Origin of the sequence: Niveispirillum cyanobacteriorum, from assembly GCF_002868735.1 — a bacterium.
Taxonomy (GTDB): Bacteria; Pseudomonadota; Alphaproteobacteria; order Azospirillales; family Azospirillaceae; genus Niveispirillum; species Niveispirillum cyanobacteriorum.
In genome coordinates, this window is record NZ_CP025612.1 from 1147907 (window position 1) to 1162736 (window position 14830).

Sequence of the window (14830 nt, forward strand, 5' to 3'; positions counted from 1 at the left end):
GGAGAGGTGTGGCCGTCTGCAAAGGCGTAACTTTAAACAAGACCCAGCTCTCGGACCTGTCTCCCAAGCTGGTTGACGTTTGTCTTTGCGGAGACACCGCTTTCCCTCTGTACGATAACAGTCTCAGACGCTCGTCGCAGAAGTTATTGAGCGCACTGGCTCCGCCGCTGACACCCGCTGAACCGAGTAAGGCTAGCTATCGCCCGCACCTGCCAACCGATGGCGTGCTGTTCCTGAGCAATATTCAATGCGTTGTTCAATGCAGCCTCAGCCCCGCCATAGTCGGACAATGCGGCCAGGAGTTCGCCCCGTTCCCGATGCAGTTCGGCCAGATACCACGCTTCACCGGAACAGGCGCAACGATCCAGCGCCGCATCAACGACCGCCAACGCTTCAACTGATCGGCCAATCAAATTCAGGCCGCGGGCCTGGGCTAGAACCAGGGCAGTCTCATAAAGAACGAAGCGGGTTTGCCGCAGCCGTTCCAACGCGCTTTCAACCAGGGAGAGGCCGTCTGCAACCTCGTCCTGCCGGATCAGCAGTTCGCCCGCAAAGCCATCAGCATAAGTGTTCCATACATCCAGCGAATGGACCTTGGTCACATGTTGCAGCAAGCTGATAAACTGGCTGGCCTTCTCCAGATCGTCGTTCAGCAACGCTATGGCACAGGCCGCATCCGACAGGACATGCGCCAAGGTCAGTTCATGCCCCATCTCCGCCACTTCAGCGATGGTCGCCTCGACCTCCTGCATGGCTTCGACGGGATGCCCCTGCATCCAGAGCAGGCGAGCCAGAGTGATCCTGGCCACGCTGCGTTGCTCATACTGGAAGCGCACCGTGTGGGCGCGGTTCACAGGTGGCGTATACCGTTCCAGCATGCGGTCGATACTGGCGCGCGCCTCTGCGAAGCGCCCCTGAAACAATAAGGATCTGGCCCGCATACGGTCAGCGATGGCGATATCCGCCTCATCCTGTTGTTGCGCCGCCAGCATGGCGAACCTTTCGGCCATGGCCAGCGCTGCCCGGGGTTGTCCGTCATTAGTGCGGTCCACCCACAGGGCCCACAGGGCCCGGGACTGATAATCGGCATCATTCAATCGGGTGGCAATGTCCAGCGTACGCTGCCAGGCCGCGGCGCCATGGGGCTGGACTGTGCTGGCCCGCATCTGCTGCCATCCCAGCGCCGCATAGAGCTTCATGCGCTGCCGCTCGTTCTGATAGGCCGGAATTTCCAGCAACTCCAGGGCCCGATGGACGCGGGCATGGCATTCCTCGACCTGAAGCAGCGCAAACCAGAAGGGTACGGCGGCGACCGTGATGCCGATGCCAATGGACGGATCGCCATCGGACGAAAAGGCCCAGTCCAGCGCCGCCCGCAGATTATCGACATGGCCGATATAGGTCGACAACCAGACCGGGGTGGGTTTCGTCTCCCATTCCGCCTCGGCCTGCTCAAACACAGCCCGGTAATGGGTCGCGTGCCGCCGGCGCATGGCATCCGCCTCGCCTGCCCCTTCCAGCTTTATTCGTGCATAGGCCCGAGTCGTATCGAGGAGCCGGTAGCGCGCCTCCGCCTGTCCCCGCTCCACGGTCAGCAGTGACTTGGCCGCCAGTTCGGCCAAGGCCTCGTCGATCTCCATCTCCTCATCGGGAGGCAGGATGGCGGCCACCAGCGCCGCTGTGAATACCCCGTTGAACACGGACAGATGCCGCAGCAATCGTTGTCCGACCGCTGGCAGCGTGCGGTAGCTCCAGTCGAGGGTGGCGCGCAGCGTCTGGTGGCGGGGCAACGCCGTGCGGCGACCACGCGTCAGCACCCGGAAACAGTCATCCAGCGACGCCGCGAGGCCCGCGATGCTTGTGGTGTCCAGATGGCCCGCCGCCAACTCGATAGCGAGCGCGATCCCATCCAGTCGCCGGCAGATCTCTGCAACAGCGGGCGCGTCGGTATCTTTCAGGGCATACCCACCCAGACAGGCGGAGGCCCGCTCCACGAACAATTGCACGGCGGCGTAACCCATGGCGTCCGCCGCCAGGACATTCCCCTCCGGTGGCACGTCCAGTGGCCTCAACCTCTGCACCCATTCCCCGGCGGCGCGCAGCGGCTCCCGGCTGGTGGCCAGGATAGTGAGAGACGGTAACCGGGACAGCAGTATCTCCGCCAGTGCGGCTGCGCCCTCGATCACATGCTCGCAATTGTCCAGCACCAGCAGCAGTGCCCGGTCACGCAACTGCTCTACCAGATTGCCGGCCAGATCAACCGACCGGTCTGTCAGCCCCAGGAGCGTCGCCAACGCCCCTGCAACCGCCGCAGGTTCCGCCACCGGTGCCAGATCGACGAACAAGATGCCGCCAGGCTTGGCCGCACGCCTGGCGACGGCCACAGCCACGGTGGTCTTTCCCATCCCGCCGGGGCCTACGATGGTCACAAGACGCTGCTGCGACAGCAGGGTGACAAGATTATCCACCACCTCCTGCCGGCCCACCAGGCGGGTGACGGAGACCGGCAGGTTTCCTGAAATGGGAGAGGTCGCCACAGGCATGGTGGGGGGCGGTGGCGGCCGCTGGTCGGCCATGCCCCGGACGGGCGCCACAAAGCAATAGCCGCGACCAGGCACATTGGTGATGTAACGCCCACCAGCCGGATCATCCCCCAGCGACTTGCGCAAGGTCCCGATATGCACACGCAGATTGGCTTCATCGACAAACGTGCCAGGCCATGTGCGGGCGATCAATTCCTCTTTCGCCACAACCTCTCCCGATCGCCCCGCAAGGGTGATCAGCAGGTCAAAGGCACGGCTGCCAATACGTACGGGACAACCACCGCGCAGCAGCAGGCGCCGCTCCGGCAGCAACTGGAATTCTCCGAATGACAGGCCCTGCGGCTCCATCCACCCCCCCGGCGCCGTACATGACAGCGTTGCCGCATGCACTCCATCATAATGTGTGAAAGCGTCAACCCCGACCATGGTTAACAATCCGTTGCGACAGACTATGGTTCTTTACATCCCTTTACGGGCTTATGGGCGGCACCTGCTTCATGATGTTTCCAGGCAGATACGCCGAAACCTGGAGGAACATCAACATGGCCAAGCGCGCTCTGATCGTCATTGATCTGCAAAACGACTATTTTCCCGGCGGTAAGTGGACCCTGAGCGGTGTTGAAGCCGCAGCCGCCAATGCCGCCCGCCTGATCGCCGCCGCCCGCGCCGCGGGCGAGCCCGTGATCCATATCCGCCACGAATTCCCCACCACCGAAGCGCCGTTCTTTGTACCGGGCAGCAAAGGATCGGAAATCCATCCCGCGGTCGCCAATCGCGCCGATGAACCTGTCGTGCTGAAGCACCAGATCAATTCCTTCCGCGATACCAACCTGAAGGAACTGCTGGACGCGCGCGGCGTGGATGAAGTGGTAATCTGCGGTGCCATGAGCCACATGTGCGTGGATGCCTGCACCCGGGCCGCGACCGATTTCGGGTATAAGGTGACGGTGATCCATGATGCCTGCGCCTCCCGCGATCTGACCTTCGGCAATACCACCGTGCCGGCGGCCCATGCACATGCCGCGTTCATGGCGGCGCTCGGCTTCGCCTATGCCACGCTGCTGTCCACCGAAGATTATCTGGGCAATGCCGCCATTGCCGCCTGACTTCATGGTTAACCATCCTATACCAACGTGTTAGAGGCCTGAAATACCCAGATAATTGGCCAAAGGCCCGCCGGGGTCCATCCTGTGCTGGCTTTGCGGTCGAGCTACTCGGCCTCCGGCGGCAACGCCGCCCCCATTGGACAATCGGAGCCCATCATGAAGAGCATGGTGACCCGCGCCGTTATCGGCGCCACGCGCCGCGACGTCCTGGCCGGCGGTGTCGGCCTTTACGCCGCCGGCCTGTTGTCCCCCTTTCTCTTTTCCCAGGCGTCGGCCGAAGCAGCCACGCCCCTTGAAGGAATACGGATCATGAGCACGATCAAGACCAAGGACGGCACGGAGATTTCCTACAAGGACTGGGGTCCGCGCGATGCGCAACCCATCGTCTTCCACCATGGCTGGCCCCTATCTGCGGACGACTGGGACGCGCAGATGCTGTTCTTTCTGGGTCAGGGGTTCCGTGTCATCGCCCATGACCGGCGCGGCCACGGGCGGTCCAGCCAGACCGATACCGGCAACGAGATGGACACCTATGCCGAGGATGTGAAGGCGCTGGCGGTGGCCCTCGACCTGAAGGGCGCCATCCATGTCGGCCATTCAACGGGCGGCGGAGAGGTGGCGCGCTATGTCGCCAGCGCCGAACCGGGCCGGGTGAAAAAGGCCGTGCTGATCGGCGCCGTGCCCCCCATCATGGTGAAATCCGACAAGAATCCTGGTGGTCTGCCGCTGGAAGTGTTCGACAGTTTTCGCGCTGCGGTGGCCGCCAACCGGGCGCAGTTCTACAAGGATGTGCCGACCGGCCCGTTCTATGGCTACAACCGGCCAGGCGCCAAGGTTTCCCAGGGGGTCATCGACAATTGGTGGCGCCAGGGCATGATGGGCGGCATCAAGTCCCAGTATGACTGCATCAAGGCCTTCTCGGAGACCGATTTCACCGAGGACCTGAAGAAGATCGACGTGCCCGTCCTGCTGCTGCATGGCGATGATGACCAGATCGTGCCCATCGCCGACAGCGCCCTGTTGGGCATCAAGCTGCTGAAGAAGGGCACGCTGAAGGTCTACAAGGGCTTCGACCACGGCATGGCCACGACCCAGGCAGACACGATCAACGCCGACCTGCTGGCCTATTTCAAGGCCTGATCGTGTTGCGTTTCCCGTACCGGCAGACCGGTGCAAGGGTCTGGCCCTTGAGGGTTTCCAAACTCTTCACTGCCACCCCGGTTACGGTGGAGAAAGCGGAAACGGTGGCGGAAAATTCCGCTGTGGTCTTGCAGCAATGGAGGTCAGCATGCCGCGTCAAGCCTTTGACCCCGAACCGTCACCCATCGCCCGGCGCGCCTTCCTGGCCGGGGCAGCCGCGCTGACCGTGACGGCGGGCGCCCTGGATACCGAGCCCGGCGTGGCGGCCCCGCCGCGGCACTTCGGACATGGGAATTTCCAGATCGATGTGTTCAGCGACGGTTTCATCATCCTGCCCGACGCCGTCATCGCCCCGGATGCCGGCCCCACCGAAAGGGCCGACATCATAAGGCGGCTGGGTGGGCGGCAGGGAACGGCTGACATTCCCGTCAACATCCCGCTGATCCGGGCCGGCGAGGCGCTGATCCTGGTCGATACCGGGTCGGGGGACAAGTTCCAGTCAACGGTCGGGCGGTTACGCGACAATCTGCGGGCCGCCGAGGTCGATCCGGCCAGCATCACCCATGTGGTTCTGACCCATGCCCATCCCGACCATTCCGGCGGCGTGCTGTTGCCGGATGGCAGCCTGTCCTTCCCCAATGCCACCTATCACGTGTCGGCGGCGGAATGGGATTTCTGGATGGGACAGGACCCGGCGGGCCGTTATCCGGGGTTACGCGATTTCGTGCCCGGCGCCAGACGGGACCTGGGTGCCGTTGCCGACCGGCTGGTCCGGCTGCGCGACGGGGACGAGGTGGTAACCGGTCTCAGGACCCTGTCCACACCGGGGCACACGCCGGGCCACATCTCTCTGGAACTGGCGGGGGATGACGGGCTGCTGATCACCGGCGACGCCATAACCAATGTCGTCGTGTCGTTCGAGCATCCTGGCTGGCGCTTCGGCTTCGATACCGACCAGGACCAGGGGGTAGCCACGCGACGCCGCCTAATCGACCGGGCGGCGGCGGAGAAGCTGCACATGCTGGGCTATCACTGGACTAGCCCCGGCTTCGCCATCGCCGAACGGCACGGCACCGCCTATCGCCATGTGGCCCTGGGTTGATGGGAAAAGGGAAGATGATGACGATACCACGCATCCTCATCGTCCTCACTTCCTGCGACCGGCTGGCCTGGATCGGTCCGCCGGCCGGCTTCCGGCTGTCAGAGTTCACGGCGGCCTGGACGGTGCTGACCGACGCTGGATCGGAACTGGCACTGGCATCCCCCCAGGGCGGGGCGCCCCCGGTCGATCCCGTGGGCGACGCGCTGAGTGGCAGGTCGGAAGCCACAAGGCGGTTCCTGGCCAACCGGGAGGCGCGCGATGCGCTGGCGGACACGCTGCCCCTGGACCAGGTGCATGCGGGTGATTTCGATGGGCTGTTCTATCCGGGCGGAACGGGGGTGCTGGGCGATCTTGCGGTGGATAGCCATTCCATCGCCCTGATCGCCGCCTTCGCTGCGGAGGCCAAGCCTATGGGTTTTGTTTCGGAGGCGCCGGCAGCCTTGCTGCGGGTAAGCGAGCCCGATGGCACGCCCTATGTGGCCGGGCGACGCTTGACGGTGGAGGATGGTGGTGCAACCCTGTTACCGGGTGGCAGGCGGCTCGGCGAGCTGTTGGCGGATCTGGGGGCCTGCATCATACCCGGTGCCGCCGGGGGACAACATGTGGTGATCCATGGGTCACTGGTGACGGGGGGCAACCCGGCATCGGCGGATGCCACGGCCCGCGCCCTGGCAACGCTGGTCCTGCGGGCCGCCGGCCCCTGACAGAAGGAGGAAACATGCTGCCCGCCTTGCATATCCGCCAGGACCATGTGGTCCCCAGCCTGCGCACGGACTGGACCGGTGTTTCCGCTGAACTGCTGAATACGACCGACGGGCGGGCCTATGATTTCCGGTTCGACGGGCCGGCGCTATATCTCTGCTTTGGCTTGTCTGGCCGGCGGAAGGACAGCGTGGTCAGCGTCGATGGGGAAAAAGCCACCCGCTTCATCGAAATCGCCAATCATTTCCACATCATCCCGGCTGGTGCCCGGTTCGAGGGATTTTCCGTGCCCGCGACGGCGCAGCGTTTCGTGCAGGTCTATCTGGACCCGCGGTCGGGTGTGCTGCATCCCGACCTGGACCTGACGGAAATCGCCCCCCGCCTGGCCGCCACGGATGCCAACCTGATGGCCACCGCCCGCAAATTCGAAGCGGCGGTGACCGCCCCCCGACCGCTGGGGCGTCTTTACGGGGAAACGCAGGGCTGTGCGCTGGCCATCGAGTTGCTGCAATGGCAGCGGGGCCAGCAGGTGCGACAGCGGGCAACCCGCGGCGGCCTGTCCCCGCATCAGTATAACCGCGTTACCGGCTTCATCCGCACCCATCTGCATGAGGAGATCGGACTGGTGCAACTGGCAAGGTTGGCCGATCTGACGCCATGGCATTTCTGCCGGGCCTTCAAGCAGAGTACGGGCATGACCCCGCACCGCTGGGTCACCGCCCTGCGGATCGAGCGGGCCAAGGAACTGCTGGCCGACCAACGGTTCAGCATCACGGATGTGGCCCTGGCCGTCGGCTTCGCCGGCTCCACCCAGTTTGCCCGTAGTTTCCGAATTGGAACCGGCCTGTCGCCGACCGCCTGGCGCCAGCAACGCCTGTAGCAAACAGTGCAGCCGTAAGTTCACCGCAATACCCGTCGTCTGGCGCAAGAAGCGTCAAGACCGCGCCTCGGCAAAGAACCCAAGTTAACGCTCACTCCGTCCGCATCGGGATGGCGTGCCGGAACCCGGCCGCTTTCCCGCGACACCCCCCTCTTGCCGGCGGGAGGAGCATTTCGATCCCACATCATAAAGGAGGTCCCATGTCCGCCTATCAATCCGCCGTCCCCGGGTACCGGTTGGGTGACCCGTCGCTGCCGCAATCCCCGGTTTCCCTGGCCGAACTGGATTTGCTGAAGCAGACATTGCTGTTCACGGAGGAGGATACGTATTATCTGCGCAAGGCCGGTGACGTTTTGGTGCCGCAGACCGATGCCATCCTGGACGTCTGGTATGGTTTCGTCGGCAGCCACCCACATCTGCTGCATTATTTCACCAACAAGGCCGATGCCACGCCGAACATGGATTATCTGGGACGGGTACGCGCCCGGTTCGGCCAGTGGATCAAGGACACGACCGATGCCGATTACGGCCAGAGCTGGCTGAACTACCAGCATGAGCTGGGTGTGCGCCATACCCGGGCCGGCAAGAACAAGACCGACAATGTCGCCTCGGTCGAGCATATCCACCTGCGCTACCTGATCGCCTTCATCGTACCGATCTCCGCCACGATCGAACCTTTCCTGAACAAGGCCGATGCCAGTCCGGACGAAGCGCGCAAGATGCACGCCGCCTGGACCAAGGCGGTGGTCCTGCAGGTCATTCTCTGGAGCCATCCCTATATCAAGCCGGGCGATTTCTGATGAACACCAGATTTGCCCCTGAACTGGCGGTGACCCGCTGGTTCAATAGCCCGAAGTCCCTGACGCTGGCGGGCCTGCGCGGCCGGCCGGTACTGATCCATGCCTTCCAGATGTTGTGTCCCGGTTGCGTGATCCATGGCACGCCACAAGCACAGAAGGCGCATATGATGTTCCGCGACAGCGACCTTCAGGTCATCGGCCTGCACACGGTGTTCGAACATCACGACGCCATGAATCCCGGCGCGCTGGAAGCCTACATCCATGAATTCCGCCTGACCATGCCCATCGCCGTGGACCAGCCAGGCGAGGGCACGCCCACACCGGTGACCATGCGCCGTCTGGGCCTGCGCGGCACGCCGTCATCGGTGCTAATCGGCCGCGACGGCAGTATCCGCCATCACGGCTTCGGGCAGGAGGATGACATGGCGGTGGGCGCCCTGATTGCCGCCGCGATCGCTGAGAAGCCGTTTACGCCCGCCCTGGCAGCGGCCGGCACTGACGATGCCGACGCCTGCACGGACGAATTCTGCCCAGCCCCCTGACATCCCCCGATCAAGGAGCCCCAGCCATGACCAAGCCGACCCTGACCCATGCCACCGGCGCCCCCGTCGCCGACAATCTGAATATCCAGACCGCCGGCCGGCGCGGCCCGGCGCTGCTGCAGGATATCTGGCTGATCGAGAAGCTGGCCCATTTCGACCGGGAAGTGATCCCGGAGCGGCGTATGCATGCCAAAGGCTCCGGCGCTTATGGCACATTCACCGTGACGCAGGACATTTCCCGCTACAGCAAGGCCAAGATCTTTTCCGAAATCGGCAAGCAGACGCCGGTCTTCCTGCGCTTCTCCACCGTGGCCGGGGAACGCGGGGCGGCGGATGCGGAACGCGACATCCGCGGTTTCGCGATCAAATTCTATACCGAGGAGGGCAATTGGGACGTGGTGGGCAACAATACGCCCGTCTTCTTCTTCCGTGACCCGCTGCGCTTTCCCGACCTGAACCATGCCGTCAAGCGCGACCCGCGCACCGGCATGCGCAGCGCCGACAATAACTGGGATTTCTGGACCCTGCTGCCCGAGGCACTGCATCAGGTGACCATCGTCATGTCCGACCGTGGCATCCCCCGCACCTATCGCCACATGCATGGCTTTGGCAGCCACACATTCAGCATGATCAATGCCGCGAATGAGCGTGTTTGGGTGAAATTCCATTTCCGCAGCCATCAGGGCGTTGAGAACCTGACCGACGCGGAATCCGAGATCGCCATCGGCCGGGACCGCGAGACCCACCAACGCGATCTTTTCAACAGCATCGAGGCCGGCGACTTCCCGCGCTGGACTTTGGCCATCCAGGTGATGAACGAGGCGCAGGCGGCAGCCCACTATCACGACCCGTTCGACCTGACCAAGGTCTGGACCCATGCCGACTACCCGCTGATTGAGGTAGGAGTGCTGGAACTGAACCGCAACCCGGAGAACGTGTTCGCGGAGGTGGAACAGGCCGCCTTCTCCCCCGCCAACATCGTGCCTGGTATTGGATTCTCCCCTGACCGGATGCTGCAGGCCCGTCTGTTCTCCTATGGCGATGCCCAGCGCTACCGGCTGGGGGTGAATTTCAACCATATCCCCGTGAACGCGCCGAAATGCCCCTTCCACAGCTACCACCGCGACGGGGCCATGCGCACCGATGACAATCTGGGTGGCACGCCCACCTATTTCCCCAACAGCCAGGGCCATTGGGCAGACCATCCGGAAACCAAGGAGCCGCCTTTGCCGCTCGACGGGCCAGCAACCCATTATGATCATAGGGTGGCCGATGATCATTGGCAGCAGCCGGGCGATCTTTTTCGCTTGATGGGTCTGGCGCAGCGCCAGGCTTTGTATGAAAATACCGCCCGTTCACTTGGTGGTGCCGCCCCCCACATCCAGCGGCGCCATATCGAAAATTGCACGAAGGCCGATCCCGCCTATGGCGCGGGCGTGGCCCTAGCACTTGGCCTTGACGTTTCCGCCTATGCTGCAGAGTGAGGAAACCTATGGTCGCACAGCTTACCAGTGTCGAGCGACAGTTCGCCTTGCTCGTTCTCGGCCTGCTTTCCCTGTGCGGCCTGGTCATGGCCGCCGCTGCCAATGACGACCTGTTCGCCCTGCATGGAGGGCTGGTCCTAGTCTTCGCTGTGGGGTTGGGTTTTCTGGTCCTGTCGGGTTTGGACGCGCCTGAGCCGTCCAGCAGCCGCTTCAGCGAATATTACGACGATCCCAGCCGGGTCGCCATCGTCCTGACCATGGGCTGGGCCGTTTTCGGGCTGGCCGTGGGTGACTGGGTGGCCTGGATGCTGGCCTATCCGGACCTGACCTTCGACGCAGCCTGGGCCAGTTTCGGGCGAATCCGGCCCATCCATACCACGGCCGTCATTTTCGGCTTCGGCGGCAATGCCCTGATCGCCACCTCCTACCATGTGGTTCAGCGCACCTGCCGGACCCGGCTGGCCGGACAGTTCAGCCCCTGGTTTGTGCTGCTGGGCTATAATCTGTTCTGTCTCTTGTCCGTCACCGGCTATCCGCTGGGCATTACCCAGTCCAAGGAATATGCCGAGCCGGAATGGTATGTCGATCTCTGGCTCTGCGTCGTCTGGATCACCTATCTGGTCCTCTATATCCGTACCCTGGCGCGGCGCCGGGAGCCGCATATCTATGTGGCCAACTGGTATTATCTGGCCTTCATCATCGTCGTGGCCATGCTGCATATCGTGAACAATATCGCCGTGCCGGTGGCCTGGAACCATTCCCGCGCCTATTCGGCCTTTGGCGGTGTGCAGGATGCCATGACGCAATGGTGGTACGGGCACAATGCCGTCGCCTTCTTCCTGACGGCCGGCTTCCTGGGCATGATGTATTATTATCTGCCTGTGCGTGCCCAGCGGCCCATCTTTTCCTACCGCATGTCCATCATCAGCTTCTGGGGCATCACCTTCATGTATATGTGGGCGGGCTCCCACCACCTGCATTACACGGCCCTGCCGCATTGGGTGCAGACTTTGGGCATGACCTTCTCCCTGATCCTGCTGGTGCCGTCCTGGGGGTCGGCGGCCAATGCGCTACTGACGCTGAACGGTGCCTGGCACCGGGTGCGCGACGATGCGACGCTGCGCTTCATGATGGTGGCAGCCATCTTCTATGGCCTGACCACCTTCGAAGGCTCCTTCATGGCCATCCGGGCCGTGAATTCCCTGTCGCACTATACCGACTGGACCGTGGGCCATGTGCATGCCGGCGCCCTGGGCTGGGTGGCGCTGATCAGCTTCGGCGCGCTCTACAGCCTCGTCCCCTCTCTCTGGGGGCGAGAGCGGATGCATTCCGCCTGGGCGGTGGAGGCGCATTTCTGGCTCGCCCTGGCGGGCACCCTCATCTACGTCTTCGCCATGTGGAACTCGGGCGTCATCCAGGGCCTGATGTGGCGTACCTATGATCCGGGCGGCACGCTGGCCTATTCCTTCATCGATACGGTGGTGGCCATGCACCCCTACTACATAGCCCGCGCCATCGGCGGGGCACTGTTCCTGGCCGGTGCGGCCATCGGCGCCTGGAATGTCTGGATGACCATCCGCGGCCCCGCAGCGGCATCGCAAGCGGCCGGGGACGACCGGCCGCTGACCGTTCTGGCGGGGGAGTAAGCCGATGTTCGGACTACACTACCGGCTGGAAAAGCATGGCCTGGCCCTGGTGCTGGGGATCATCTTCGTTGCCGCCATTGGCGGACTGGTAGAGATAGCCCCCCTGTTCACCATCGACGAGACCGTGGAGGACGCGCCCGACATGCGGCTCTACACCCCGTTGGAAGTGGCAGGGCGTAATATCTATATCCGCGAGGGTTGCTACGCCTGCCACTCACAGATGATCCGCACACTACGGGATGAGGTGGAGCGTTATGGCCCCTATTCCCTGGCCGTTGAATCCAAATATGACCATCCCATGCAATGGGGGTCGAAGCGCACGGGCCCCGATCTGGCCCGCATCGGCGGCAAATATTCCGATGAATGGCAGGTGGCGCATCTGATCAATCCGCGTGCCGTCGTGTCCCAATCGATCATGCCTTCCTACCGGTTCCTGGCCAGCACCGCCCTACGCACCGACGATCTGGGCCTGCATCTGAAGGCGCTGAGCCGGGTCGGTGTTCCCTATACGCAGGAGATGGTAACCAATGCCACCGCTGACGCCATCGCCCAGGCCAGTGCCGATGGCGGTGAAGGCCTGACTACCCGTTATGGCACCGCCACGCAGGCCCGCGTCTTCGACGGCAATCCGGGCCAAGTGACGGAGATGGACGCGCTGGTCGCATATCTCCAGATCCTGGGCCGGCTGACCAATGCCGCCCATGCCAACAGCCAGCCGCCGGAGGAATGAGATGCCGGAGACAGGCCACGCGCTGACCGTGCTGCTCGCCAAGGGGTTCGGGCTGTTCTATTTGCTGGCCCTGTCGGCCTGCGTTCTGATCTACACATTCTGGCCCGGTAACGGGAAACGCTTCGACCAGGCCGCAAAATCGGTGCTGCGTGGGGAGGATCGGCCATGAGCGGCGAGGCTGAGCGTGATCCCATCACCGGACACATGACCACAGGCCATGAATGGAACGGCATCAAGGAACTGAATACCCCGGTGCCACGGGCTGTCTGGTTCTTCCTGATCATCGCCTTCCTGTTCAGCGTCTTCTGGTGGGTGCTGATGCCGGCTTGGCCGCTGGGACACACCTATACCAAGGGCCTGTTGGGTATTGACCAGCGGCGGGTGGTGGCAGAAGACCTGCGCCGGGCGGCGGCGAAGGCGTCCGCCTGGCGGGAAGCGGTGGCACAGCGTGACTATGCGGACATCAAGGCGGACCCTGCCCTGATGCAGCAGGTGCGCCGGCATGGCGCGGTGCTGTTCGGTGATAATTGTGCCGCCTGCCATGGGCATGGTGGTACCGGCGGGCCAGGCTTCCCGGCCCTGGCCGCCGGCGCCTGGCTGTGGGGCGGGGCACCGGAGGTACTGGCGGAAACCCTTCGTGTCGGCATCAATTCAGATCACCCAGAGACCCGTGTATCGCAGATGCCGGCCTTCGGGCGCGACCAGTTACTGGCGCGGGCCGATATCCTGGCCGTCATCGCCCATGTACGTTCCCTTTCGGGAACGGGAAGTGGCTCGGCGGCCGGCAGTGAGCTGTTCGCCGCTAATTGCGCCGCCTGTCATGGAGAGGATGCCAAGGGCATGGTGGAGACAGGCGCCCCCAACCTGACCGATGCCACCTGGATCTATGGCGGCAGCGAGCAGACATTGTTTGCGACTGTCTTTTACGGGCGCCAGGGGCATATGCCGCGCTGGGACCAACGCCTGTCGGACCTGGACCGCAAAATCCTGGCCCTTTATGTCGCCGATTTGGCCAATGGGGGCCACCATGACCATCCTTAGTCGCTGGCGCTTCATCCTGCTGGTGGGGGCGGGCATCGCCCTGCTGGTTGGGGCTAATTTCCATCTCGTGATGGTGGCGCTGGAGAGCCAGCCCGCCTGCGTGCCACATCAGAAACCGGGCGTGAAGCCCGCCCCCACCGGATACAGCGCCGCCAAATCCGCCTGTTGAGAGACATGACACCATGATCAGTCCCGCCGACAGCCTGCCCCCCACCGTTCCCCCCCTGCCCCATGACAGTCCCTATGCGCGCGGCCTGCCGGCATCAGCGGCCCTGCGCTGGCTGAATGCAGGATGGCGCGACCTCTGGGACAATCCGGGCGGCAGCCTGGCCTATGGTGCTGTCATGCTGCTGGTGTCCTGGCTGGTGGTGGCCGGATTGGTCGGGCTCGGGCGGGATTATTTCCTGTTCCCGGCCCTGTCGGGCTTTGCCATCGTGGCCCCGGCCTTCGCCACGGGGCTTTATGAGAAAAGCCGGCGCCGGGCGGCGGGAGAACGGATCGGGCTGTCGGCCATGCTGCGTGTGCGGGCGGCATCGGGGCGGCAGATCCTGTTCGTGGGCGTGCTGCTCTGCCTGCTGATGCTGCTCTGGATGCGCGCCGCGGTCCTGCTCTTTGCCCTGTTCTTCGGCTGGCAACCGTTTCCGGGCCTGGAGCATGTCGCCGCCATGCTGTTCACCGACCCGCTGGGCTGGGCCTTGCTGCTGGTGGGTGGGGCCGTGGGTGGGCTGTTCGCCGCCTTCGCCTTCGCCATCTCCGTATTCTCCCTGCCGATGCTGCTGGACGAACGGATCGATGCACTGACAGCGATGGGCACCAGCATGGCCATGGTCTGGCGCAATCTGCCCGTCATGCTGGCCTGGGGTGCCATCGTGCTGGCACTGCTGGTCCTGGGCCTGCTGCCCGGCCTGTTGGGCCTGTTGCTGGTCTTTCCTGCGTTGGGCCATGCTACGTGGCATGCGTACCGCACGATGCGCAGCCAATAGAGGCGCCGGGGCGTTTGCCGCCTTATCGATGTTTAACTATTTTGACCGTCCGCATAACACCTTAATATGATTCCGCTGACATTTGGCCCATGCCAACATCATGTCCGTCTCCGTTCATGGAAGGACGTCCA

At 63.6% G+C, this 14830-nt stretch carries 15 protein-coding genes; 14 read left to right on the plus strand and 1 reads right to left on the minus strand.

The window, feature by feature from the left end:
• Nucleotides 1–143 precede the first annotated feature (143 nt).
• Entirely contained in the window at nucleotides 144–2891 is a 2748-nt protein-coding gene (locus C0V82_RS20715; protein WP_158660096.1) for an ATP-binding protein, read from the minus strand.
• A 194-nt stretch (nucleotides 2892–3085) separates the two neighbouring features.
• Here C0V82_RS20715 and C0V82_RS20720 point away from each other — a divergent pair, with 194 nt between their 5' ends.
• From C0V82_RS20720 to C0V82_RS20785, 14 genes are all read left to right on the plus strand, one after another.
• Nucleotides 3086–3649, plus strand: a complete 564-nt coding sequence (locus C0V82_RS20720; protein WP_102114268.1) for a cysteine hydrolase family protein — start codon at nucleotides 3086–3088, stop codon at nucleotides 3647–3649.
• A gap of 156 nt (nucleotides 3650–3805) precedes the next feature.
• Nucleotides 3806–4789 (plus strand): alpha/beta fold hydrolase, encoded by a 984-nt coding sequence (locus tag C0V82_RS20725; RefSeq protein ID WP_425438261.1) that lies wholly within the window; start codon nucleotides 3806–3808, stop codon nucleotides 4787–4789.
• A 148-nt stretch (nucleotides 4790–4937) separates the two neighbouring features.
• Complete coding sequence (locus C0V82_RS20730) at nucleotides 4938–5891, plus strand: MBL fold metallo-hydrolase (protein WP_102114453.1); 954 nt, start codon at nucleotides 4938–4940, stop codon at nucleotides 5889–5891.
• A gap of 14 nt (nucleotides 5892–5905) precedes the next feature.
• A complete protein-coding gene (locus C0V82_RS20735; protein WP_199772563.1) occupies nucleotides 5906–6595 on the plus strand; it encodes a DJ-1/PfpI family protein in 690 nt (229 codons plus the stop codon).
• 14 nt (nucleotides 6596–6609) lie between these two features.
• Entirely contained in the window at nucleotides 6610–7473 is an 864-nt protein-coding gene (locus C0V82_RS20740) for a helix-turn-helix domain-containing protein (protein WP_102114269.1), read from the plus strand.
• Nucleotides 7474–7673: 200 nt separating this feature from the next.
• Nucleotides 7674–8273, plus strand: a complete 600-nt coding sequence (locus tag C0V82_RS20745) for a protoglobin domain-containing protein (RefSeq protein ID WP_102114270.1) — start codon at nucleotides 7674–7676, stop codon at nucleotides 8271–8273.
• Nucleotides 8273–8815 (plus strand): thioredoxin domain-containing protein, encoded by a 543-nt coding sequence (locus C0V82_RS20750; RefSeq protein ID WP_102114271.1) that lies wholly within the window; start codon nucleotides 8273–8275, stop codon nucleotides 8813–8815. The genes C0V82_RS20745 and C0V82_RS20750 overlap by 1 nt, the downstream gene beginning before the upstream one ends.
• A gap of 26 nt (nucleotides 8816–8841) precedes the next feature.
• Nucleotides 8842–10299, plus strand: a complete 1458-nt coding sequence (locus C0V82_RS20755; protein WP_102114272.1) for a catalase — start codon at nucleotides 8842–8844, stop codon at nucleotides 10297–10299.
• Nucleotides 10300–10307: 8 nt separating this feature from the next.
• Nucleotides 10308–11945 (plus strand): cytochrome-c oxidase, cbb3-type subunit I, encoded by a 1638-nt coding sequence (gene ccoN / locus C0V82_RS20760; RefSeq protein WP_102114273.1) that lies wholly within the window; start codon nucleotides 10308–10310, stop codon nucleotides 11943–11945.
• A gap of 4 nt (nucleotides 11946–11949) precedes the next feature.
• Nucleotides 11950–12675: a cytochrome-c oxidase, cbb3-type subunit II gene (gene ccoO, locus C0V82_RS20765; protein ID WP_102114274.1), complete on the plus strand. Its 726-nt coding sequence runs from the start codon at nucleotides 11950–11952 to the stop codon at nucleotides 12673–12675.
• 1 nt (nucleotide 12676) lies between these two features.
• Nucleotides 12677–12844: a cbb3-type cytochrome oxidase subunit 3 gene (locus C0V82_RS20770; protein ID WP_102114275.1), complete on the plus strand. Its 168-nt coding sequence runs from the start codon at nucleotides 12677–12679 to the stop codon at nucleotides 12842–12844.
• On the plus strand, nucleotides 12841–13716 hold the full coding sequence (ccoP, locus tag C0V82_RS20775; RefSeq protein ID WP_102114276.1) for a cytochrome-c oxidase, cbb3-type subunit III: 876 nt from the start codon (nucleotides 12841–12843) through the stop codon (nucleotides 13714–13716). The genes C0V82_RS20770 and ccoP overlap by 4 nt, the downstream gene beginning before the upstream one ends.
• Nucleotides 13703–13885 (plus strand): hypothetical protein, encoded by a 183-nt coding sequence (locus tag C0V82_RS20780; protein ID WP_102114277.1) that lies wholly within the window; start codon nucleotides 13703–13705, stop codon nucleotides 13883–13885. Before ccoP ends, C0V82_RS20780 begins: the two co-directional genes overlap by 14 nt.
• A 13-nt stretch (nucleotides 13886–13898) precedes the next feature.
• Nucleotides 13899–14699, plus strand: a complete 801-nt coding sequence (locus C0V82_RS20785) for a DUF2189 domain-containing protein (RefSeq protein ID WP_102114278.1) — start codon at nucleotides 13899–13901, stop codon at nucleotides 14697–14699.
• The last annotated feature ends 131 nt before the right edge of the window (nucleotides 14700–14830 follow it).